The sequence below is a fragment of the Actinopolymorpha rutila genome (assembly GCF_013407855.1).
Taxonomy (GTDB): Bacteria; Actinomycetota; Actinomycetes; order Propionibacteriales; family Actinopolymorphaceae; genus Actinopolymorpha; species Actinopolymorpha rutila.
On the sequence record NZ_JACBZH010000001.1, the window covers coordinates 3,533,898 to 3,555,613 of the forward strand.

Annotated in this window: 22 protein-coding genes; 4 read left to right on the forward strand and 18 right to left on the reverse strand. The window is 71.9% G+C overall.

What is annotated here, in order from left to right; translation table 11 throughout:
- Positions 1-167: 167 nt before the first annotated feature.
- The 7 genes from cysQ to pyrR form a co-directional block, all read right to left on the reverse strand.
- A complete protein-coding gene (gene cysQ / locus F4554_RS15800) occupies positions 168-1,016 on the reverse strand; it encodes a 3'(2'),5'-bisphosphate nucleotidase CysQ (RefSeq protein ID WP_238341316.1) in 849 nt (282 codons plus the stop codon).
- A 39-nt stretch (positions 1,017-1,055) separates the two neighbouring features.
- On the reverse strand, positions 1,056-1,910 hold the full coding sequence (gene pyrF, locus F4554_RS15805) for an orotidine-5'-phosphate decarboxylase (protein WP_179788079.1): 855 nt from the start codon (positions 1,908-1,910) through the stop codon (positions 1,056-1,058).
- Between the two features lies 1 nt (position 1,911).
- Complete coding sequence (gene carB, locus F4554_RS15810) at positions 1,912-5,265, reverse strand: carbamoyl-phosphate synthase large subunit (protein ID WP_179788080.1); 3,354 nt, start codon at positions 5,263-5,265, stop codon at positions 1,912-1,914.
- Positions 5,265-6,512, reverse strand: a complete 1,248-nt coding sequence (gene carA, locus F4554_RS15815) for a glutamine-hydrolyzing carbamoyl-phosphate synthase small subunit (protein WP_179788081.1) — start codon at positions 6,510-6,512, stop codon at positions 5,265-5,267. Before carA ends, carB begins: the two co-directional genes overlap by 1 nt.
- A gap of 73 nt (positions 6,513-6,585) precedes the next feature.
- Positions 6,586-7,875 (reverse strand): dihydroorotase, encoded by a 1,290-nt coding sequence (locus F4554_RS15820; RefSeq protein ID WP_179788082.1) that lies wholly within the window; start codon positions 7,873-7,875, stop codon positions 6,586-6,588.
- Entirely contained in the window at positions 7,872-8,837 is a 966-nt protein-coding gene (locus tag F4554_RS15825) for an aspartate carbamoyltransferase catalytic subunit (RefSeq protein WP_179788083.1), read from the reverse strand. Before F4554_RS15825 ends, F4554_RS15820 begins: the two co-directional genes overlap by 4 nt.
- The gene (gene pyrR / locus F4554_RS15830; RefSeq protein WP_179788084.1) at positions 8,834-9,451 is read right to left on the reverse strand and encodes a bifunctional pyr operon transcriptional regulator/uracil phosphoribosyltransferase PyrR; all 618 of its coding nucleotides are present in this window, start codon (positions 9,449-9,451) and stop codon (positions 8,834-8,836) included. Before pyrR ends, F4554_RS15825 begins: the two co-directional genes overlap by 4 nt.
- 408 nt (positions 9,452-9,859) lie before the next feature.
- On the opposite strand from pyrR, the gene bldD reads away from it, so the two are divergent.
- Positions 9,860-10,363 (forward strand): transcriptional regulator BldD, encoded by a 504-nt coding sequence (bldD, locus tag F4554_RS15835; protein ID WP_092655214.1) that lies wholly within the window; start codon positions 9,860-9,862, stop codon positions 10,361-10,363.
- A 136-nt stretch (positions 10,364-10,499) separates the two neighbouring features.
- Here the strand turns inward: bldD and F4554_RS15840 are convergent, their stop codons facing one another.
- From F4554_RS15840 to aroQ, 8 genes are all read right to left on the reverse strand, one after another.
- The gene (locus F4554_RS15840; protein WP_179788085.1) at positions 10,500-11,552 is read right to left on the reverse strand and encodes a glycine betaine ABC transporter substrate-binding protein; all 1,053 of its coding nucleotides are present in this window, start codon (positions 11,550-11,552) and stop codon (positions 10,500-10,502) included.
- Positions 11,553-11,567: 15 nt separating this feature from the next.
- Entirely contained in the window at positions 11,568-12,347 is a 780-nt protein-coding gene (locus F4554_RS15845; protein ID WP_337796062.1) for an ABC transporter permease, read from the reverse strand.
- Positions 12,344-13,654, reverse strand: coding sequence for a betaine/proline/choline family ABC transporter ATP-binding protein (locus tag F4554_RS15850; protein WP_179788086.1), 1,311 nt, complete (start codon positions 13,652-13,654; stop codon positions 12,344-12,346). The genes F4554_RS15845 and F4554_RS15850 overlap by 4 nt, the downstream gene beginning before the upstream one ends.
- A complete protein-coding gene (locus tag F4554_RS15855) occupies positions 13,647-14,294 on the reverse strand; it encodes an ABC transporter permease (RefSeq protein ID WP_337796063.1) in 648 nt (215 codons plus the stop codon). The genes F4554_RS15850 and F4554_RS15855 overlap by 8 nt, the downstream gene beginning before the upstream one ends.
- A 424-nt stretch (positions 14,295-14,718) precedes the next feature.
- On the reverse strand, positions 14,719-15,129 hold the full coding sequence (nusB, locus tag F4554_RS15860; protein WP_179788087.1) for a transcription antitermination factor NusB: 411 nt from the start codon (positions 15,127-15,129) through the stop codon (positions 14,719-14,721).
- Positions 15,129-15,686 (reverse strand): elongation factor P, encoded by a 558-nt coding sequence (gene efp, locus F4554_RS15865; RefSeq protein ID WP_179788088.1) that lies wholly within the window; start codon positions 15,684-15,686, stop codon positions 15,129-15,131. The genes nusB and efp overlap by 1 nt, the downstream gene beginning before the upstream one ends.
- 77 nt (positions 15,687-15,763) lie before the next feature.
- On the reverse strand, positions 15,764-16,864 hold the full coding sequence (locus F4554_RS15870; protein ID WP_179788089.1) for a M24 family metallopeptidase: 1,101 nt from the start codon (positions 16,862-16,864) through the stop codon (positions 15,764-15,766).
- Positions 16,865-16,932: 68 nt separating this feature from the next.
- Positions 16,933-17,367 (reverse strand): type II 3-dehydroquinate dehydratase, encoded by a 435-nt coding sequence (aroQ, locus tag F4554_RS15875; RefSeq protein ID WP_092655208.1) that lies wholly within the window; start codon positions 17,365-17,367, stop codon positions 16,933-16,935.
- 100 nt (positions 17,368-17,467) lie between these two features.
- On the opposite strand from aroQ, the gene F4554_RS33625 reads away from it, so the two are divergent.
- From F4554_RS33625 to F4554_RS15890, 3 genes are read left to right on the forward strand one after another with little or no spacing between them, the layout of a single operon-like run.
- Positions 17,468-18,076, forward strand: a complete 609-nt coding sequence (locus F4554_RS33625) for a ribosomal protein L7/L12 (RefSeq protein WP_179788090.1) — start codon at positions 17,468-17,470, stop codon at positions 18,074-18,076.
- 51 nt (positions 18,077-18,127) lie between these two features.
- The gene (locus F4554_RS15885) at positions 18,128-18,535 is read left to right on the forward strand and encodes a MerR family transcriptional regulator (RefSeq protein WP_179788091.1); all 408 of its coding nucleotides are present in this window, start codon (positions 18,128-18,130) and stop codon (positions 18,533-18,535) included.
- Positions 18,536-18,576: 41 nt separating this feature from the next.
- Positions 18,577-18,837: a Prokaryotic metallothionein gene (locus F4554_RS15890; RefSeq protein WP_092882752.1), complete on the forward strand. Its 261-nt coding sequence runs from the start codon at positions 18,577-18,579 to the stop codon at positions 18,835-18,837.
- Positions 18,838-18,882: 45 nt separating this feature from the next.
- Here F4554_RS15890 and aroB read toward each other — a convergent pair whose 3' ends face one another.
- Genes aroB through aroC form a run of 3 tightly spaced genes read right to left on the reverse strand, consistent with a single transcriptional unit; the run spans position 18,883 to position 21,700 of the window.
- Positions 18,883-19,995 carry a 3-dehydroquinate synthase gene (gene aroB / locus F4554_RS15895; RefSeq protein ID WP_179788092.1) on the reverse strand — a complete coding sequence of 371 codons (1,113 nt, stop codon included), beginning with the start codon at positions 19,993-19,995 and terminating at the stop codon, positions 18,883-18,885.
- Entirely contained in the window at positions 19,992-20,525 is a 534-nt protein-coding gene (locus F4554_RS15900) for a shikimate kinase (RefSeq protein WP_179788093.1), read from the reverse strand. The genes aroB and F4554_RS15900 overlap by 4 nt, the downstream gene beginning before the upstream one ends.
- On the reverse strand, positions 20,522-21,700 hold the full coding sequence (gene aroC, locus F4554_RS15905) for a chorismate synthase (protein WP_179788094.1): 1,179 nt from the start codon (positions 21,698-21,700) through the stop codon (positions 20,522-20,524). The genes F4554_RS15900 and aroC overlap by 4 nt, the downstream gene beginning before the upstream one ends.
- Positions 21,701-21,716 lie beyond the last annotated feature (16 nt).

Below are 21,716 nucleotides of genomic sequence, written 5' to 3' on the forward strand. Positions count from 1 at the left end.
GGACGGTCACCTCGAGGCTGTACGACGGGTCTTGGGTGCAGCGATTCTTGCTCGGTGGTCCACGTGCTCGGCGGCCGGGGTCCCGAAACCGTCCGTGCATCGCGAACACCCACGATGGACGCGAACCTACCCAGCGGGGACGAGTGCGGCAAACCGGGGTCACCCACTCAGCGCAGCGGAGCGGGCCGGGTCCCGCCGAACGCGACGAACGGCGAGTTGGCGAATCCGGGCTTGGCGTAGCGCAGCGCGGCGCCGTCGGGTGTGACCACCGCTCCCCCGGAAGCCCGCAGGACGGCGTGGCCGGCGGCTGTGTCCCACTCCATCGTCCGGCCGAACCGCGGGTAGACGTCGGCCGCGCCCTCGGCGATCCGGCAGAACTTCAGCGAGCTGCCGGCCTGGACGAACGAGCCCACCTCCACGTCCTCCAGCCACCGCTGCGTCTGCGGGTCGAGGTGGCTGCGGCTGACCAGGGCCCGCGCGCCTGAGTCGGGGGTCGGTACGACCGCGAGCGGCGTGCTGTGGCCGTCCTCGAGGCGTTCGGCGCGACCGGGCCCGCCGACGTACGTCACGCCGATCGCGGGCAGGTGGACCACGCCGAGCACGGGCGTGCCGCCCTCGACCAGGGCGATGTTGACGGTGAACTCGCCGTTGCGGGACAGGAACTCCTTCGTCCCGTCGAGCGGGTCGACCAGCCAGAACGGCGTACCGTCCACGTCCGGCGCGTGGCCGGCGGCGACGGCCTCCTCGGCCACCACCGGGAGGTCGGGCGAGAGTTCGGCCAGCCCGGCCACGATCACCGCCTCCGCGCGCAGGTCGGCCTCGGTCACCGGGGTGCGGTCGGCCTTCTCCCGGGCGCCGGGGTCGGCGGCGGCGTAGACCGCGAGGATCTCCTCACCGGCACGCTCGGCGAGCACCCGGATCCGGTCCACGAGAGTGGCGGTGCCGGTCGAGTCGGTGGTGTCGGACGTGTCAGCGGCGTCGGCAGGCATGGACAGCTTGGACGGCTTGGCAGGCATGGTGCCTATCGTGGCAGACCCACCGGGTGCCGCCTGTGCTCAGGACACGCCCTGGCCCGGCGCGCCCAGCGCGGCGCGCAGCGAGTCGTTCGTACGGTCGGCGGCGTCGGCCAGCGCCTGTGCGGACGGACCGGCGCTCAGGAGTTCGCGGGAGGAGGCCGGTACGACGTTGCGCGCCGCCGCGCCGAAGACGCGCCGCACGTCGGCCGGTGTCGCGCCCTGGGCGCCGAGGCCGGGTGCCAGCAGCGGGCCGTTCACGGCGGTGAAGTCCTCGCCGCTGTCGCCCACCGTCGCGCCGACCACCGCGCCGTAGGACCCCAGCGGTGTGGCGCCCGCGTTGGCGGCCGCGAGCCGGTCGAGGATGCCACCTGCGACCGTGCGGCCGTCCGCACCGCGCGCCCGCTGCACCTGCGCGCCCTCGGGGTTGGAGGTCAGCGCCAGCACGAACACGCCGCTGCCGTGCTTGGCCGCGGTGTCCAGCAGCGGGCGCAGCGACTCGAAGCCGAGGTACGGGCTCGCGGTGAGCGCGTCGGCGAACAGCGGCGAGGCCGGATCGAGGTAGGCCTCGGCGTACGCCTGGACGGTGGACCCGATGTCGCCGCGCTTGGCGTCCAGCAGCACCAGCGCGCCGGCGGCCCGGCTGGTGGCGATCACGCGCTCGAGCACCGCGACGCCGCGGCTGCCGAACCGCTCGAAGAACGCCGACTGCGGCTTCACCACCGCGACCCGGGGCGCGAGGGCCTCGGCGGCGGTGAGGGCGAAGCGTTCCAGCCCGGCCGGGTCGTCGGGCAGGTCCCAGGCCCGCAGCAGGGCGGCGTGCGGGTCGATGCCCGCGCACAGGGGGCCGCGCTCGTCCAGCGCGGCCCGCAGCCGGGCACCGAAGGTCTCCGTCATGTCATGCCTTCCCTTCGCGACCGCTGCCGGAACCGCCGGCAGGCTCGCCGCCGCGGTCCTCGACCCACTCCTCCTGCGCCCACGACTGCAGCGAGCGGACCGTCACCTCACCGGCCCGCAGTGCCTCGATGCCCTGCACCGCGGCCGCCAGGCCCTGCACGGTGGTGATGCACGGGATGTTCGCCATGATCGCCGCGGTGCGGATCTCGTAGCCGTCCACCCGCGGGCTGCCGCCGGAGGTGGTGCCGCGCGGGGTGTTGACGATCAGGTCGAGGTCGCCGGCCGCGATCCGGTGCACGATCGTGGGTTCGCCGTGCGGGCCGGTCCCCTGGGTGGCCTTGCGTACGACACCGGCCACGACGCCGTTGCGGCGCAGCACGTTGGCGGTGCCCTCGGTGGCCAGGATCTCGAACCCGAGGTCGGCCAGCCGCTTGACCGGGAAGATCATGTGCCGCTTGTCGCGGTTGGCGACGGACACGAACACCCGGCCCTTCGTGGGCAGCGCACCGCCGTAGGCGCCGGCCTGGGACTTGGCGAACGCCACCCCGAAGCCGGCGTCGATGCCCATCACCTCGCCGGTGGAGCGCATCTCCGGCCCGAGCAGGGTGTCGATGGCGCGGCCGTCACCGGAGCGGAACCGGTTGAACGGCATCACCGCCTCCTTCACCGCGATCGGCGCGGTGGGCGGCAGTTGGCCGCCGTCACCGGTGGCGGGCAGCATGCCTTCAGTGCGCAGGTCGGCCACCGACGCGCCGAGCATCACCCGGGCGGCGGCCTTGGCCAGCGGCGTCGCCGTCGCCTTGGACACGAACGGCACGGTCCGCGAGGCGCGCGGGTTGGCCTCCAGGACGTAGAGCACGTCGCCGGCCAGGGCGTACTGCACGTTGAGCAGGCCGCGGACACCCACCCCGGCGGCGATCGCCTCGGTGGAGCGGCGGATGCGGGTGATCTCCTCGGTGCCGAGGGTGATCGGCGGCAGGGCGCAGGCGGAGTCGCCGGAGTGGATGCCGGCCTCCTCGATGTGCTCCATCACGCCGGCGAGGTACAGCTCCTGGCCGTCGTAGAGCGCGTCCACGTCGATCTCGACCGCGTCGTCGAGGAACCGGTCGACCAGCACCGGGTGCTCGGGCGAGATCGCCGTCGCCCGGGCGATGTAGTCCTCCAGTGCCGAGTCGTCGTAGACGATCTCCATCCCGCGGCCGCCGAGGACGTACGACGGGCGGACCAGGACGGGGTAGCCGATCTCGTCCGCGATCAGCTTCGCCTCCGCGAACGACGTGGCCGTGCCGTGCTTGGGCGCGGGCAGGCCGGCCTGGGCGAGCACCCGGCCGAACGCGCCGCGCTCCTCGGCCAGGTGGATCGCCTCCGGCGGGGTGCCGACGATGGGGACGCCCGCGTCCTCCAGTCCCTGCGCGAGCCCGAGCGGGGTCTGCCCGCCGAGCTGGCACACCACGCCGGCCACCGGCCCGGCCTGCTCCTCGGCGTGCACGATCTCCAGGACGTCCTCCAGCGTGAGCGGCTCGAAGTAGAGCCGGTCGCTGGTGTCGTAGTCGGTGGAGACGGTCTCGGGGTTGCAGTTGACCATCACCGTCTCGTACCCCGCCTCGTGCAGGGCCAGGGCCGCGTGCACGCAGGAGTAGTCGAACTCGATGCCCTGCCCGATCCGGTTGGGCCCGGAGCCGAGGATGATCACCGCGGGGCGCTCGCGCGGGCCGACCTCGGTCTCCTCGTCGTAGCTGGAGTAGTGGTACGGCGTACGGGCGGCGAACTCCGCCGCGCAGGTGTCGACGGTCTTGTAGACCGGGCGGATGCCGAGTGCCCAGCGGACCCCGCGTACGACGTCCTCGCGCATCCCGCGGATCGCGGCGATCTGCCGGTCGGCGAAGCCGTGCCGCTTGGCCGCGCGCAGCACGTCGGGGGTGAGCTCGGGCGACTGCTCGACATCGGTGGCCACTTCGTACAGCAGGAAGAGCTGGTCGAGGAACCACGGGTCGATCCTGGTCGCCTCGTGCAGTTCCTCCGGCGTCGCACCCGCGCGGATCGCCTCGACGACCTCGCGCAGCCGGCCGTCGTGCGGGGTGGCGATCGAGGCCAGCAGGTCCTCCTTGGCCCGCGGCTCCCCCGACCAGACGAACGCCGCCTCGGACTTCTCGATCGAACGCAGGGCCTTGTTCAGCGCCTCGGTGAAGTTGCGCCCGATCGCCATCGCCTCCCCCACGCTCTTCATGTGCGTGGTGAGGGTCGGGTCGGCGTGCGGGAACTTCTCGAACGCGAACCGCGGCACCTTCACGACCACGTAGTCCAGCGTGGGCTCGAAGGAGGCCGGGGTCTGCTCGGTGATGTCGTTCGGGATCTCGTCCAGGGTGTAGCCGAGGGCGACCTTGGCGGCGATCTTGGCGATCGGGAAGCCGGTGGCCTTCGACGCCAGCGCGCTGGACCGGGACACCCGGGGGTTCATCTCGATCACGATCATCCGGCCGTCGGCCGGGTTGATCGCGAACTGGATGTTGCAGCCGCCGGTGTCCACGCCGACCGCACGGATGACGCCGATGGCGACGTCCCGCATGTGTTGGTACTCGCGGTCGGTGAGTGTCATCGCCGGCGCCACGGTGATGGAGTCGCCGGTGTGCACGCCCATCGGGTCGAGGTTCTCGATGGAGCACACGATGACCACGTTGTCGGCGCGGTCGCGCATGACCTCGAGCTCGTACTCCTTCCAGCCGAGCACCGACTCCTCGAGCAGCACCTCGGTGGTGGGGCTGGCCTGCAGCCCGGAACCGGCGATCCGGCGCAGGTCGTCCTCGTCGTAGGCCATCCCCGACCCGGCGCCGCCCATCGTGAACGACGGGCGCACGACCACCGGGTAGTTGAGCTCGTCGGCGGCCGCCAGGCACTCGTCGAGGGTGTGGCAGATGCGGCTGCGCGCGGACTCCGCGCCGAGCTCGTCGACGATCTTCTTGAACGACTCGCGGTTCTCTCCGCGCTGGATGGCGTCGATGGACGCGCCGATCAGCTCGACGTCGTACTTGGCGAGGACGCCGGACTCGTGCAGCTTGACCGCGGCGTTGAGGGCCGTCTGGCCGCCGAGGGTGGCCAGCAGTGCGTCCGGGCGTTCGAGCGCGATGATCTTCTCGACGTGCTCGGGCGTGATCGGCTCGACGTACGTCGCGTCGGCGAACTCCGGGTCGGTCATGATCGTGGCCGGGTTGGAGTTGACCAGCACCACGCGCAGTCCCTCCGCGCGCAGCACCCGGCAGGCCTGGGTTCCGGAGTAGTCGAACTCCGCGGCCTGGCCGATGACGATCGGGCCGGAGCCGATGACGAGTACCGAGGAGATGTCGGTCCGCTTGGGCATCAGGCGGCTCCTTCCGGGTGAGTGGTCGTCCCCGTGGAGTCGGCCATCAGGCCGACGAACCGGTCGAAGAGGTACGCCGCGTCGTGCGGGCCGGCGGCGGCCTCGGGGTGGTACTGCACGGAGAACGCGCGCACGCGGCCCTCCCGGTCCGACAGCGAGAGGCCTTCGACCACGTCGTCGTTGAGGCACACGTGGGTGACCCGGGCCGGCCCGAAGTCGGTCTCGATCGCGGCATGGGCGTGCCGCCTCGCCTTCCCCGCGGCCGAGGAGTCCCCGGCGTCGTCGGGACTGTCACCGCCGGCGGGCCAGGCCACCGCGAAGCCGTGGTTGTGCGCGGTGATCTCGACCTTGCCGGTGGTGAGGTCCTGTACCGGCTGGTTGATGCCCCGGTGGCCGTAGCGCAGCTTGTAGGTGCCCAGGCCGAGCGCCCGGCCGAACACCTGGTTGCCGAAGCAGATGCCGAAGAACGGGATGCCGCGGGCGAGGACGCCGCGCAGCACCTCCACCGGGTGGTCGGCGGTCTCGGGGTCGCCCGGGCCGTTGGACATGAACACGCCGTCCGGCCCGAGCGCGAGCAGCTGCTCCAGTGTCGTGGTGGCGGGCAGCACGTGCACCTCGACACCGCGTTCGGCCAGCCGGTGCGGAGTCATCGACTTGATGCCGAGGTCGACCGCGGCGACGGTGTAGCGCTCGGTGCCGATGGCGGGTACGACGTACGGCTCGGAGGCGGTGACCTCCGCGGCCAGTTCGGCGCCCACCATCGCGGGGGTGGCGCGGACGCGTTCCAGCAGCGCGTTCGGGTCGGTCTCGGTGCTGGAGATGCCGACCCGCATCGCGCCGCGTTCGCGCAGGTGCCGGGTCAGGGCGCGGGTGTCGACGCCGCAGATGCCGACCACGCCGTCGGCGCGCAGGGCGTCGTCCAGGCTGCGGCGCGAACGCCAGTTGGAGGGCACGCGGGCCGGGTCGCGAACGACGTATCCCGCGACCCAGATGCGGCGCGACTCGGGGTCCTCGTCGTTCATCCCGGTGTTGCCGATGTGCGGGGCCGTCTGGACGACCACCTGGCGGTGGTACGACGGGTCGGTCAGGGTCTCCTGGTAGCCGGTCATCCCCGTGGAGAAGACCGCCTCGCCGAAGGTCTCACCCTCGGCGCCGTAGGACCGGCCGCGGAACACGCGGCCGTCCTCGAGGACCAGCAGGGCACTGGGCTGGGTGTTCCTCGACAACCGTCCTCCACTCACGGGCATGGCTTGGTACGTGGTTCGCTGCGTGGTTCTTCGGCCGGGTGTACGGCCCGGCCGGGGACCGGTTCGGCGGTGGTCACTGCGGCTTCCCGTCCAGGACCGTCGCCCGGCCCCGCAGGAAGGTCGCCACCACCCGGCCGGGCAGCGTCCGGCCGGCGAACGGAGTGTTGCGCGAACGGCTGACCGACTCCGCCGGGTCGACCTCCCAGGAGGCCGCCGGGTCGTAGAGCGTGAGGTTGGCGGGCGCGCCCACCTCGACTCCGTGGCCGTGGCCCGTTAGCCGGCCGATCCGGGCGGGCCGGACCGACATCCGGTCGGCCACCCCCACCCAGTCGAGCAGGCCGGTGTCGACCATGGCTTGCTGCACGACGGGTAGCGCGGTCTCCAGGCCGGTCATCCCCATCGCCGCGGCGAGCCACTCGCATTCCTTGTCCTCCACCGGGTGCGGTGCGTGGTCGGTCGCCACCGCGTCGATGGTGCCGTCGGCGAGCGCGGACCGCAGCGCCTCGACGTCCTCACCCGTGCGCAAGGGCGGGTTGACCTTGTAGATCGGGTCGTAGCTCGCCACCAGGTCCTCGGTGAGCAGCAGGTGGTGGGGCGTCACCTCCGCGGTGACGGGGTAGCCCCGGCTCTTCGCCCAGCGCAGGATCTCCACCGAGCCGGCGGTGGAGACGTGGCAGATGTGGACGCGGGACCCGACGTGCTCGGCCAGCAGCACGTCCCGGGCGATGATCGCCTCCTCCGCGACCGCGGGCCAGCCGCGCAGCCCGAGGACGCCGGACAGCGCGCCCTCGTTCATCTGCGCGCCCTCGGTGAGGCGGGGCTCCTGCGCGTGCTGGGCGATCACGCCGTCGAACGCCTTGACGTACTCCAGCGCGCGCCGCATCAGCACGGCGTCGGACACGCAGTCGCCGTCGTCGCTGAACATGCGTACGCCGGCGGCGGAGTCGGCCATCGCGCCGAGTTCGGCGAGCTTGGTGCCGCCGCGTCCCACGGTGACCGCGCCGATGGGCTGGACGTCGCAGCGGCCGAACTGCTGTCCGAGCCGGTAGACCTGCTCGACGACGCCGGCGGTGTCGGCGGCCGGAAGAGTGTTGGGCATGGCACACACGGCGGTGTAGCCGCCGACCGAGGCCGCGACGGTGCCGGTCTCCACGGTCTCGGAGTCCTCGCGGCCGGGCTCGCGCAGGTGGGTGTGCAGGTCGACCAGGCCGGGCAGCAGCACCAGTCCGGCGGCGTCGACCACGGTGGCGCCCTTCGCCGACGGGCGGCTGCCGACCTGGGCGACGTGCCCGTCGCGGACGAGGACGTCGGTGGGCTTCGCGCCGAGCGGGCTGGCCCCGCGCAGGAGGTAGGTCTCACTCATGGCGTCTCCCTGCTGCGTTGCTCGGGCACGGTGTCGTCGACGGCCGGGCCACCCCCGGCCAGGAGGAGGTACAACGCGGCCATCCGGACGGCCACGCCGTTGGTGACCTGCTCGACGATCACCGACCGGGTGGAGTCGGCGACGTCGGCGGAGATCTCCATGCCGCGGTTCATCGGGCCGGGGTGCATCACCAGCGCATGCTCGGGCAGCGACGCCATCCGGGTCGCGTCCAGGCCGTAGCGGCGGCTGTACTCGCGGGCGCTGGGGAAGAACGCGGCGTTCATGCGTTCGCGCTGCACCCGCAGCATCATCACCACGTCGGTCTTGGGCAGCACGGCGTCCAGGTCGTACGACGTCGAGCAGGACCACTGCTCGATCCCGACCGGCAGCAGGGTGGGCGGTGCCACCAGCGTGATGTCGGCACCGAGGGTCTGCAGCAGCAGCACGTTGGAGCGGGCCACCCGGCTGTGCAGGACGTCGCCGACGATCGCGACCCGGCGCCCCTCCAGGTCGCCGAGGTGGCGGCGCATGGTGAACGCGTCAAGCAGCGCTTGCGTGGGGTGTTCGTGGGTGCCGTCGCCGGCGTTCAGGACGCTGGCGCTGATCCAGTCGGAGGCGGCCAGCCGGTGGGGCGCGCCGCTGGCCGGGTGCCGCACGACCACCGCGTCGGCTCCCATCGCGGCCAGCGTCAGCGCGGTGTCCTTCAGGCTCTCGCCCTTCTCCACGCTGGAACCCTTGGCGGAGAAGTTGATCACGTCCGCCGACAGGCGTTTCGCCGCCGCCTCGAACGAGATGCGGGTGCGGGTGGAGTCCTCGAAGAAGAGGTTGACGACCGTACGACCGCGCAAAGTCGGGAGCTTCTTGATCGGCCGGTCGGCCAGCTCGCGCAGCTTCTCCGCGGTGTCCAGGACGAGCAGTGCCTCGTCCCGGTCGAGATCGCCCGCGGACAACAGGTGTTTCACGACACACCGCCCTCGGTCGATGGTTCCTTCGTGATGACCACGGCCTCGCGGCCGTCGGACTCGTTGAGGTAGACCGCGACCCGCTCGTGTGCCGCGGTGGGGAGATTCTTGCCAACGAAGTCGGCCCGGATCGGCAGCTCCCGGTGCCCGCGGTCGACGAGGACCGCGAGCTGCACCGCGCGTGGGCGGCCGATGTCGTCCAGGGCGGTGAGCGCGGCCCGGATGGTGCGGCCGGAGAAGAGCACGTCGTCGACGAGGACCACGATCCGGCCGTCGATGCCGCCCTCGGGAATGGCGGTGTGACCGAGCGCGCGGGTGGGGCGCAGCCGCAGGTCGTCGCGGTACATCGTCACGTCGAGCGCGCCGACGCCGCCGAATCCGCCCTCGACGGAGCTGATCCGCTCGCCGAGGCGCCGGGCCAGCTCGACCCCGCGGGTGGGAACGCCGAGGAGCACGACGTCGCCGGCGCCCTTGTTGCGTTCGAGAATCTCGTGGGCGATCCGGGTCAGCGCCCTGGTGATGTCGGCCTCGTCGAGCACCGCTCGGTGGCCGTCGCGCCGGTCGGGATCAGGCTCCGGACTCGGCTGGGGGTTCGGATCGCGGGCAGCAGGCATCGAGGTGACCTCCTTCCCCGCCTCTCTGGACGGGCCGTTAAAGGACGTCGTACTGGGTGGTCGGCCTAGGCTCGCGCTGCTCGTTCGGACCGGGCCCAACCGCTGCCGAGACTAGCAGCCCGCCCCGCGCACACCCACGCGGGCGGCGCCCGCCGGTCTCGAGTCCGGTTTCGCGTGCTGCGTCGTGGCAGTTTCGTGGCAGTTCCGTGGCACGTGCCGCACGTCACTTCGAAGCGTCCGCCCCGCGCCCGCCCCCGCGTGGAGGACCCATGGATGATCTTGACGCGGGTCAAGTCCTGGCCAGGTTGGCTTGACGTGGGAGTCGCTCCGGGTTACCGTCACGCTCCGTGACTGTTTTGGGCGCGGCACTCCCGTGTCCCTCGATGATCTAAGGATGGTTGAGCACGGATGCCGAGTGACTACGCACGGTCCCTGGGCGCGAAGCTTCGCGCGATCAGGCAGCAGCAGGGACTTTCTCTCCACGGGGTAGAGCAGAAGTCGAAGGGCCGCTGGAAAGCGGTGGTCGTTGGCTCATACGAACGCGGGGACCGGGCCGTCACCGTCCAGAAGCTCTCCGAGCTCGCCGAGTTCTACGGCGTGCCGATCACCGAGCTCCTCCCCGGCGTGGGCCCGATCGGCGCGGCCGCCGAGCCGCCGCCGAAGCTGGTGCTCGACCTGGAGCGCCTCGGAGAGCTGGAGGGTGTCGAGGTGGCACCGCTGGCGCGTTACGCCGCGACGATCCAGGCTCAGCGCGGCGACTACAACGGCAAGGTCCTGTCCATCCGCAAGGAGGACATGCGGACCCTCGCGGTGATCTACGACGAGCGCCCCAGCGTGCTCGCCGACCGGCTGGTCGCCTGGGGCGTGCTGAACGCCGAGGCGGCCGAGGCGGTCTCCGACGACGAGGCCTGAGCACCGTCGAACACACCGCCCGGGTGCTCGACAGTGTTTGGGCCGGCTCGTCCGGCCCGTCCGGTTCGTCTGGTTCGGCCCGGTCGTGGGGCTGCTCGCCCCGCGACCGGGCCGACCGCGTCCTGCGGATCACTGACTAGCTGACGAAGCCCTTCGCACGCATCCAGTCGCGGGCGACGAGTCCGGGGTCCTCACCGTCGACGTCGACCTTGGCGTTCAGCTCGAGCATCGTGTCGGTGGTCAGCTTCGCCGTCAGCGGCTCCATCACCGCGCGCAGCCGCGGGTACTTGCGGGCGACGTCCTCGCGCACGTTGAAAGCCACGTTGTAGTTGGGGAAGAAGTGCTTGTCGTCGGCGAGCACCTTCAGGTCGAGTGCCTTGATCCGGCCGTCGGTGGTGAACACCTCGCCGAAGTTGCAACGTCCCTTGTCGGTGGCGTCGTAGACGACGCCGGTGCTCATCGTTCGGACATTGCCACGCGGGACCTTCGAGCCGAGCGGAATGCCGTAGGTCTTGAGCATCGGCTCGAAACCGTCGTCACGACTGGCGAACTCCGACTCCACGCAGAAGGTCAGGTCCTTCTGCGGCAGCTTCTTCAGGTCCGAAAGCTTCGAAACACCGAGCTTCTTCGCTTTCTCGGACCTGATCGCGAACGCGTAGGTGTTGTTCATCGGCGCGGGCGCGAACCACTCCAGGTGGTGCTTGGCAAGGTCTTCTTGACGTACTGCCTTCCACTGAGCCATCCGGCCGGTGATCGGTTTGGTCTTGCCCAGGTAGCTGATCCAGGCCGTTCCGGTGTACTCCCAGTTGGCGTCGACGTCGCCGCGCAGAAGTGCCTGGCGTACGGCCACGCTGCCGGTGATGTTGGTCTGGTCGACGACGTCGGCCCCCGCCGTTCGCAGTGCGATCACCGCCATCTTGCCCAGGATCAGCTGCTCGGTGAAGTCCTTCGAGCCCACCACGATGCGGGCGTCCTTGAGCGAGGGTTCGGGCTTGATCGAGCCGGGGTCGGCATCGGGGGCGAACTGCGAGGCGCCCTTCAGCCCGCACCCACTGGCCAGCAGCAGCCCGGCCAGGACGACCAGCGCGACCACTCGTGCCGGTGTCACGCGCCCGATCCGGCGCCCGATGAGGGGCCGGCGAGGCCCGGTGTGGTCCGGATGGGTGTGCTGGGGGTGTTCCTGCGACATCTGACCGGCCTCCCTTCACATGCCCTTGGGTCGGGCGACTTCCTCGACGACCCGGCCGAGCCAGTCGATGAGCAGGGCCAGCGCGGCCACCAGGACCGCGCCGACCACCAGCACGCTGGTGCGCTGGAGCGTGATGCCGGTGGTGATGAGGCTGCCCAGGCCGCCGCCGTCGATGAAGGTGGCGAGCGTCGCCGTGCCGACCAGCAGCACCAGCGCGACCCGGACCCCGGCCAGGATCACCGGTACCGCGAGCACCAGCTCGATGCGCACCAGCACCCTCGTCGCGGACATCCCCATGCCCCGGCCGGCCTCGACCAGGTTCGCGTCGACACCCTGGATACCGGTGATCGTGTTGCGGAGCACCGGGAGAATCGCGTACGCCGCAAGGGCGATCACGCAGGTGCCGAAGCCCAGCCCGAGCCACAGGGCGAGCAGAACGAGCAGGCCGATCGCGGGCGCGGCCTGTCCGATGTTGGCGAGCGCGACGATCACCGGTGCCGCGGCGCGGGTCCGGCGGCGCGTCAGCAGCACCCCGAGCGGCAGCGCGATCACGAGCACGACGGCGGTGGACACCGCGGCCAGCACGATGTGTTCCCAGGTGCGGTCCGCCAGCGCCGAAAGGTCGAGTTGCCGGGCCGCCACCGCGTCGTGGTGGGCCAGCCGGACGTAGGCGACCACGCCCGCGACCATCAGTGCGGCGACCAGCGGCTGGCCGATCCAGCGCTTGCGCGCGGGCCGGCCGGGTGCGTCCTCGGCGAGTTCGAGCGCGTCCGGGTTCGCCGTGGTGGTGCTCACGGCGCTACCCCGTTGGTACCGGCGCCCGCCGACGACGGATCGTCAGGACCTGGTGCCGGCTCGCCCTCGGGTGCGGCCGTGCGCGTGCCGGCGCAGTCGTCGGAACCGAGTTCCTGGATGGCGTTCATCACCGTCTCGACCCGGATGACGCCCTGGTAGGCGTCACGTCGTCCGGTGACCACGACCACGCCGTGGCTGGAGGTGAGCATCGTGTCCAGGGCGTCGTTGAGGGTGGCCTGGGTGCCGACCACGGCCATGCCCTCGTCACGGCGCCGGGCGGCCAGCAAACCCGGCTCGCGGTCGAGATCTCGCAGGGACAGCCACCGAACCGGGCGGCGGCGCTCGTCGAGCTGGATGCAGTGTTCGCGGCCGGCGGAGCGGGTGCGAGCCGCGACTTCGTTCGCCTGCTCCCCCACGGTGGCGGTCACCGCCTCGTCCAGGTCGACGCCGCCGACCCGCTGGAGGCTGAGCTGTTTCAGTGCCGCACCCGCTCCGACGAAGCCCTCCACCGACTCGTCCGCCGGATTGGCCAGGATCTCGGCAGGGGTGTCGTACTGCACGATCCGGGAGCGCTCGGCCAGCACCGCGATCCGGTCGCCGAGCTTCACCGCCTCGTCGAAGTCGTGGGTGACGAACACGATCGTCTTGCCCAGCTCCTCCTGGATCCGCAACAGCTCGTCCTGCAGGTGCTGGCGGGTGATCGGGTCCAGCGCTCCGAACGGCTCGTCCATCAACAGCACCGGAGGGTCGGCCGCCAGTGCCCGGGCGACGCCGACCCGCTGCTGCTGCCCGCCGGACAGCTCGCGCGGGTAGCGGTCGCGGTACTGCGCCGGGTCCAGGCCCACCATGTCCAGGAGCTCTTCAACGCGTTCGGTGGTCCGGGAGCTCTTCCACTTCAGCAGGCCCGGCACGAGCCCGATGTTGGCGCCCACGGTGAGGTGCGGGAACAGGCCACCGGCCTGGATGACGTAGCCGATGCCCCGGCGGAGCTCGTCGGCGTTGCGGCGGCTCACGTCGTCGCCGCCGAGCAGGATCTGCCCGCCGGTGGGTTCGATCAGCCGGTTGATCATCTTCATCGTGGTCGTCTTGCCGCAACCCGACGGACCGACGAAGACGACGATCTCCCCGGCCGGGATGTGCATGCTGACGTCCTCCACCGCGGCAGCTCGCTGGCCGGGATACCGCTTGGTGACGTTGACGAGCTCGATCGGCACGCCGTGGACGTGGTCGGATCGCGCGGCACCGCCGGCGCCGCCGGAATCCCCGGCTCCGGTGGACCCGGCTGGCTGCTGTGTGGACTCAGACACGGATACCCCTCGAGGTCGTGTACTTGCCGACGAGCACGAGGATGCCGTCGAAGATCAGGGCCAGTACGACGACGCCCAACGTGCCTGCCAACGCGGAGTTGACAGAGTTGGCGCCGCCCAACCGGGACAGGCCGGTGAAGATCAGCCCGCCGAGGCCCGGGCCGGAGACGTACGCCGCGATGGCGGCGATTCCCATCACCATCTGGGTGGAGACGCGGATGCCGGCGAGGATCACCGGCCAGGCGAGCGGAATCTCCACCCGGACCAGCGTGGTCAGCCGGCCCATCCCCATGCCGCGGGCCGCGTCGACCAGCGCGGGATCGACCCCGGCCAGTCCGACGACGGCGTTGCGCAGGATGGGCAGGCTGGCGTAGAAGACGACCGCGGTGACGGCCGGTGCCACCCCGATGCCGAGCGGTGCGATCAACAGCCCCAGCAGGGCGAACGACGGGATCGTCAGACCCACGGCGCTGGTGGCGGTGGCGAGGCCGACGGCACGTTGGTTTCGTTGGACGAGCACCGCCACCACGAGGGCGAGCAGCGTGGCCACGACCAGGCACTGCGCCACCATCGAGGCGTGCTGGAAACCCTGGAACACCAGCACTTCACGGCGATCGACGAGGAAGTCCCACAGGTTCACGCGGCGGTCTCCTCCTAGCTGGACTGGCCACCTGGGCTGCCAACCCGGACTTGCCGACTGCCAACCCGGACCTGCGGCAGGCAACCCGGCCTTGCCACCCGAGTCGGGCGTACTCCCCGTGAGTTCCCTGTGAGCGGACTGTTATCCGCAGGGCGGGGCGCCGCCCATCGGTCAGGTGGTCCGGTGCCGACTCGTGTCTATCGAGGTCGGCGGGCCGGGCAGCGTGCCCGGCGTCTCCGGTGTCATGGCGTGCGGCTGCGATGCGGACGGCCCGGGGTGGGGGCACGTCCGGCGCTTGGGCGTCTTTCCTACCGAAATGGCAGCAGAAGTGCAAATTCCCACCGCGGCGCGCGGCATCGCGCGGCGCGCCACGGTGAGCTACGTGAGCGGCGCGCTCAGGGCGGCCGCCCAGGGGGGCGGCCCCTCAGGGCAGCAGGGTCGGCTTCAGCTCCAGCAGGTGCGCCAACAGGCCGTTGACGAAGGCCGGGGACTCCTCGCCTGCCAGCTCCCGGGCCAGCCGGACGGCCTCGCTGATCGCCACCGCGTCGGGCACGTCGTCGGCATAGAGGAGTTCGTACGCACCGACCCGAAGGATGTTGCGGTCGACCGGCGCCATCCGCTCCAGGGTCCAGCCCTGCGCGTGTGCCGCCAACAGCTCGTCCAGCCGCTCGGCGTGCTCGACGACGCCCTCCACCAGCCGGGAGGTGTACTCGGGCACTGGCGGGTCGGCCAGCTCGATCCGGTCGGCCAGGGTGGTCAGCGGCCGGCGGTCGCGCAGCTCGGACTCGTAGAGAACGTCGACCGCCCGCTTGCGTGCCTTCGATCGTGCGGGCACTACACCCGTCCGAGGTAGTCGCCGGAGCGGGTGTCGACCTTGACCTTCTCGCCGGTGGTAATGAACAACGGCACGGCGATCTCGTAGCCGGTCTCCAGCCGGGCCGGCTTGGTGCCGCCAGTCGACCGGTCGCCCTGCAGGCCCGGCTCGGTGTACTCGATGGTCAGCTCGACCGACGCCGGGAGCTCGACGTACAGCGGGACGCCCTCGTGCACCGCGACCGTGGCGTTCTGGTTCTCCAGCATGAAGTGGGCCGCGTCGCCGACGGTCTCCGCGGAGATCGGCAGCTGCTCGTAGGTCGTGGCGTCCATGAAGACGAAGGACTCGCCGTCGTTGTACAGGTAGGTCATCTCGCGCTTGTCGACCGTGGCGACGTCGACCTTCACGTCGGCGTTGAACGTCTTGTCGACCACCTTGCCCGACAGCACGTTCTTCAGCTTGGTGCGCACGACCGCGCCGCCCTTGCCGGGCTTGTGGTGCTGGAACCACACCACGCCCCAGAGCTGGCCGTCGAGGTTGAGCACCATGCCGTTCTTGAGGTCGTTCGTGGTTGCCACTGCGGTATTCGCCTCTCAGCTGCTGCGGTTCGGGTCGTTTCGACCCGTTCGGGCGGAACCGGCCGGAGCCGCTTCCGTCATGCCAGGACGAGGAGGTCCCTGCCGGCCTGGGTGAGCACCTCCACCTCGCCGTCGTGGACGATCAACGTGTCCTCGATGCGGACACCACCGCGGCCCGGCAGGTAGACGCCCGGCTCGATGGTGACAGGAGTGCGAGGGCCGAGTTTACCCTCCGCGGTCCTGGCGAAGAACGGGTCCTCGTGGATCTCCAGCCCGACGCCGTGCCCCAGGCCGTGGGTGAACCGATCGCCGTAGCCCGCGGCGTCGATCACGTCCCGGGCCGCCGCGTCCACGTCCGACAGGGCGACGCCGGGCGTCAGGGCGTGTCGTCCGGCCCGCTGGGCGGCACGGACGACGTCGTGGATCTCCCGCTGCCAGTCCGCCGGCTCCGCACCCACGACGACGGTCCGGGTGCAGTCGGCGTGGTAGCCCTCGTAACGGGCACCGAAGTCGATCTTGAGGAAGTCACCCGGCGCGAGCAGCCGGTCGGTCGGGTGGTGGTGCGGAATGGCCGAGTGCTCCCCACCCGCGACGATCGTGTCGAACGCCAGCGCCTCGGCGCCGGCGGCGAACATCCGCGCCTCCAGGTCGCGGGCGATCTCGCGCTCGGACCGGCCCACGAGCCGGCCGGCGAACAGGTCGGCCAGTGCCTTGGTGGACACCGCACAGGCCTGCCGCAGGTGGTCGAGTTCGATGTGGTCCTTGTCGACCCGCAGCCCCTCCACCGCCCGGTGCAGCGAGCCCGGCGCCAGGCCGGGTTCGAGCGAACGGAGGGACTCCAGCGCGTCGACGGTCAGTGAGTGCGTCTCCACACCGAGCCGCGAGACACCCCACGCGGCCGCGCGCCGCGCCAGCGCCGCCAGCAACTGCCGGTCGACGACGATCTCCAGGTCCGGGCACTGTGCCGCGGACTGGTCGGCGTACCGGCCGTCTGTGGCCAGCACCGCGGCGTCGTCGCCCTCGGTGCCGTCGGCGCGTACCAGCAGGGCGGCGTTGGAGCCGGTGAACCCCGAGAGGTACCGGACGTTGACGAGGTGGGTGATCAGTGCGGCGGGAACGTCCCGGGCGGCGAGCAGGTCGCGCAGCCGGGCCCGGCGGGCGGCGTGAATGTCAGGCACCGTTCCACCCTTGCGCCCCGGCCCGCCCGGGGCAACCCCCGGAGCTGATCAAGCCTTTCCGAGGGTGCTCAGGGACGGTGCGTGGCGGCCACCGCCGACAGCGCCAGGCGGTACGACTCGAACCCGAAGCCCGCGATCGTCCCCGTCGCCACCCCGGCCACCACGCTGGTGTGCCGGAACGCCTCCCGCCGCGCCGGGTTGGTCAGGTGCACCTCGATCAGCGGGGCCGTGAGCTGCGCGCAGGCATCACGTACGGCATAGGAGTAGTGGGTGAACGCGGCGGGGTTCAGCACCACCGGGGTCGAGGTGTCGGCGGCCTCGTGCAGCCAGCCCACCAGCTCCGCCTCCTGGTCGGTCTGGCGGACCTCCACCTCCAGGCCGAGCTCGGCGCCGGTCTTGGCACAGGAGGCCACCAGGTCGGCGTAGGACGTGGAGCCGTAGACGTCCGGCTCGCGCGAACCGAGGCGGCCGAGGTTGGGGCCGTTCAGGACGAGAACACGCACCCGGCCAGGCTAGGGCATCCGCCGGTCGTTTCCCCGCCTGGCCACCGCGCCGTCGGTGGCCAGGGCTGACGGGCCGTGCCTGCGGGATTAGCATCCTCACGTGACCGACGTCCTGGTGGTGATCCTCGCCGGACTCGCCGTCCTCGTGGGGATGGTGCTCTTCCGGCGGCGCGGGCCCGGTGCCGACCGGGCGGTGCCGGGCGGCCGGCCGTATGCGGGATCCGGCCTCCCCGGACAGTCGGGGCAGCCTGGGCAGGCCGGCCGGTCCGGGCAGTCCCGGTTCACCGAACGCGGGCAGCCCGCCCGGACGGACACCGCGCGGATCCTGAACCAGCCGGTCGACCCGATGGTCGTGGCCGTGGTGGTGGCGCTGCTCGGCCAGAACAAGAAGGTCAAGGCCGTCAAGGAACTGCGAGACTCGACCCGGCTCGGCCTGGCCGACGCCAAGGCACTGGTCGAGGCAATCGCCGCCGGGCACCGTCCACCCACGGTGGTACTGCGCGGCGACGCGGTCGACGTCACCCCGCCCACCGCGTCCACCCCGTTCACCGAGGAACCCGAGTCGCCGGACACCTCGCCGGCCGACCTGGCCGCGCGGGCCCGTTCGCTGCGGTCGCAGGGCCGTGAGATCGAGGCGGTCCGGCTGGTCCGGGCCGAGACCGGAATGGGCCTGGCCGACGCGCAGCGGTTCGTCCGCTCCCTGGGCTGAGCCCCCGCGCTCCGCGCAGCCCCACGAGTCACGAGCGGAGGTGTCCCGCGGATGCGGATGAAGGAGATGGTGGCGCGGACCGGCGTACACGAGCGCCTGCTGCGCTACTACGAGCAGCAGGGGCTGCTCGCCCCCGACCGGCTGCCGAGCGGTTACCGCATCTACAGCGAGACCGACGTGGAGGCCGTCCGGCGGATCCGCTGCCTGCTCGCCGCCGGCCTGCCGACGGCGACGATCGCCCAGGTGCTGCCATGCGTGCGTACCGACGACGACCGGCTCGTCCCCACCTGCCCCGATCTGGTCGCCCAGCTTCGCCGGGAACGCGAGCGCATCAGCCGCGCCATCGACGAGCTCGCCACCTCGCGGGAGATGCTGGACCACGTGCTGTCCGCGGCCCCCTCGGCGTCGGCCCCTGCCTCGACGCCGGAACCGGCGCCGGAGTCGAGCCGGTACGCCTGACCCGGGTGTGCGGGTGCGCGCGGCCGGGAAGCCTTTCTGCCATGAGCGCCTGCGAGGTCTGCGGCAACGACTACTGGATGTCGTTCGAGGTACACACCGGAAGCGGTGCGGTGCACACGTTCGACTCCTTCGAGTGCGCGGTGCAGCGGCTGGCTCCGGTGTGTGAGCAGTGCCGCTGCCGGATCATCGGACACGGGGTGGAGGTCGACGGCAGGTTCTTCTGCTGCGCCCACTGCGCCCGCGGCTCCGGTGCCGCGCACGGCAAGGAGATCAGGGACGCCGCGGGCGTACGCCCCGGCTGAGGGTGCCGCCCAGCCATTGGGCCCGCGGGCCTGCGCCTGCGGGGTTCAGCCCGAGATCGTGTCGTACGCCGAGCGCATCAGCGCGGTGTCGGGTCCCTCGAGCAGGCCCGGCTTGGCCAGGCCGTCGAGGACGACGAAGCGTACGAGATCTCCGCGCGCCTTCTTGTCCAGCCGCATCCCGGCCAGCAGGTTCGGCCAGTCGGCCCCGCGGTAGGCGGTCGGCAGGCCGAGCAGTTCAAGAATGTCGCGGTGCCGCCGCGCCGTCTGCTCGTCCAGTCGGCCGGCCAGCCGGGCGAGTTCGGCGACGTAGACCAGGCCGACCGACACCGCGGCGCCGTGCCGCCAGCGGTAGTGCTCGGCACGCTCGATCGCGTGCCCCATGGTGTGCCCGTAGTTGAGCACCTCACGGCCGATGCCGCCGCCGGCGGTGGCCGAGGTCTCGGTGAGGTCGTCGGCGACGACCGCGGCCTTGATCCGGACCGAGCGTTCCACGAGTTCGGCGGTGAGGTCGCCGGCCGGGTCGCCGGCCGGGTCGGCGGCGGCAGCGGGGTCGGCCTCGATCAGGTCCAGGATCACCGGGTCGGCGATGAACCCGCACTTGACCACCTCGGCCAGCCCGCTCACGTAGTCGGGCGCCGGCAGGGTGCGCAGGGCGGCCAGGTCGCACAGGACGCCGACCGGCTCGTGGAAGGCGCCGACGAGGTTCTTTCCCTCGGCGGTGTTGATGCCGGTCTTGCCGCCGACGGCCGCGTCGACCATGCCGAGCAACGTGGTCGGCACCTGTACGACCGCCACGCCGCGCAGCCAGGTGGCCGCGACGAAGCCGGCGAGGTCGGTGGTCGCTCCCCCGCCGACCCCGACCAGCGCGTCGGAGCGGGTGAAGCCCCACTCGCCGAGCGCGGACCAGCAGCGGGCGGCGACCTCGGCCGTCTTGGACTGCTCGGCGTCGGGGACCTCCAGGAGGTACGCCGAGAAGCCGCGCCCGGTCAGCAGGTCGCGGATCCGCTCCCCGGTCGCGGTCAGGGCCTGCTGGTGCACGACGGCGACCTTGCGTACGCCGTCGCCGAGCAGGCCGGGCAGCTCGTGGAGGACGTTCGTTCCGACGACGACGTCGTAGGGCCGGGAGGTGCGGACCGGGATCCGGACGGACTCGCTCACGGCCGGTGCTCCCCCGCCGGGCCGGTGCCCCGCACCGTGCGGACCACCTCGCCGGCGATGTCGGCGGGCTCGCGCCCGTCGGTGGAGATCACCACCGAGGCGACCTCGCCGTAGAGCGGACGCCGGGCGTCCATCAGCTGCTTGAGCTGGCCGCGGACGTTCCCGAGCAGCAGCGGCCGGGAGGTGTCCAGGCCGACCCGGCGGGCCGCGTCGGCGAGCGAGACGTCCAGGAACACCACGTGCTGGCTGCACAGGTCCCGGCGGGTGTCGGCGTCCAGGACCGCACCGCCGCCGAGGGCGAGTACGCCCGGATGCTCGGTCAGCGCCCGGCGGACGGCGGCGCGTTCCAGCCGGCGAAACGCGACCTCGCCCTGGTCGACGAAGATGTCCGCGATCACCGATCCGGTCTCGGTCTCCACGTCGGTGTCGGTGTCGCGGAACGTCACGCCGAGCAGTTCGGCGACCAGCGTGCCCACGGTGCTCTTGCCGGCACCCGGCGGGCCGATGAGGACCACTCGGGGCGCGCTCACCGGATGCTCAGCTGGTCGAGGTAGGAGGCGACGTTGCGCCGGGTCTCCGGCACCGAGTCTCCGCCGAACTTCTCGAGTACGGCGTCGGCGACGACCAGGGCCACCATCGCCTCGGCGACCACACCGGCGGCCGGCACCGCGCACACGTCGGAGCGCTGGTGGTGGGCCCGAGCCTCCTCGCCGGTGGCCACGTCGACGGTCCGCAGGGCACGCGGCACGGTGGAGATCGGCTTCATCGCCGCGCGTACCCGCAGCAGCTCACCGGTCGACATGCCGCCCTCGGTTCCGCCGGAACGCCCGGAGGTGCGGCGCAGACCGTCGTCGCGGCGTTCGATCTCGTCCTGGGCGGCCGACCCGCGGGTCCTGGCCAGTTCGAACCCGTCGCCGACCTCGACACCCTTGATCGCCTGGATGCCCATCAGCGCGGCCGCGAGCCGGGCGTCGAGGCGACGGTCCCAGTGCACGTGGCTGCCGAGTCCGGGCGGAAGTCCCCACACGACCACCTCGACGACGCCGCCGAGGGTGTCGCCCTCCTTGTGCGCGGTGTCCACCTCGGCCACCATCGCCTGGCTGGTGGCGGGGTCCAGGCAGCGCACCGGGTCGGCGTCGATCCGCTCCAGGTCACCCGCCGACGGAACGCTGCCCGCCGGCGCGCGCACCGTGCCCAGCTCGACGACGTGGCTGAGGACCGTCGCATCCAGTGCCTGGCTCAGGAACGCCGTGGCGACCGATCCGAGCGCGACCCGGGCCGCGGTCTCCCGGGCGCTGGCGCGTTCGAGCACCGGGCGGGCCTCGTCGAAGCCGTACTTCTGCATCCCCACCAGGTCGGCGTGGCCGGGGCGGGGCCGGGTCAGCGGGGCGTTGCGGGCCAGGCTGGCGAGTTCGTCGAGGTCCACCGGGTCGGCGGCCATCACCTTGGCCCACTTGGGCCACTCGCTGTTGCCGACGCGCACCGCGACCGGACCACCGAGCGTGCGGCCGTGCCGGACGCCGCCGAGGAAGTCCAGCTCGTCACGTTCGAACGACATCCGGGCGCCGCGGCCGTAGCCCAGCCGCCGACGAGCCAGCTGCCGGCTGACGTCGTCAGTGGTGATCTGGACGCCGGCCGGCAGTCCCTCGAGAATTGCGACCAGGGCGGGGCCGTGCGACTCGCCCGCGGTGAGCCACCGAAGCATGCCGGAAAGTCTTTCA

Coding starts and splice junctions, on each gene's coding strand:
- F4554_RS15885 (WP_179788091.1), top strand. CDS start 18,128: ATGCGGATGAAGGAGATGGTGGCGCGGACCGGCGTACACGAGCGCCTG.
- cysQ (WP_238341316.1), bottom strand. CDS start 1,016: ATGCCTGCCAAGCCGTCCAAGCTGTCCATGCCTGCCGACGCCGCTGAC.
- F4554_RS15840 (WP_179788085.1), bottom strand. CDS start 11,552: ATGTCGCAGGAACACCCCCAGCACACCCATCCGGACCACACCGGGCCT.
- carB (WP_179788080.1), bottom strand. CDS start 5,265: ATGCCCAAGCGGACCGACATCTCCTCGGTACTCGTCATCGGCTCCGGC.
- carA (WP_179788081.1), bottom strand. CDS start 6,512: ATGCCCGTGAGTGGAGGACGGTTGTCGAGGAACACCCAGCCCAGTGCC.
- F4554_RS15820 (WP_179788082.1), bottom strand. CDS start 7,875: ATGAGTGAGACCTACCTCCTGCGCGGGGCCAGCCCGCTCGGCGCGAAG.
- pyrF (WP_179788079.1), bottom strand. CDS start 1,910: ATGACGGAGACCTTCGGTGCCCGGCTGCGGGCCGCGCTGGACGAGCGC.
- pyrR (WP_179788084.1), bottom strand. CDS start 9,451: ATGCCTGCTGCCCGCGATCCGAACCCCCAGCCGAGTCCGGAGCCTGAT.
- bldD (WP_092655214.1), top strand. CDS start 9,860: ATGCCGAGTGACTACGCACGGTCCCTGGGCGCGAAGCTTCGCGCGATC.
- aroC (WP_179788094.1), bottom strand. CDS start 21,700: ATGCTTCGGTGGCTCACCGCGGGCGAGTCGCACGGCCCCGCCCTGGTC.
- F4554_RS15890 (WP_092882752.1), top strand. CDS start 18,577: ATGAGCGCCTGCGAGGTCTGCGGCAACGACTACTGGATGTCGTTCGAG.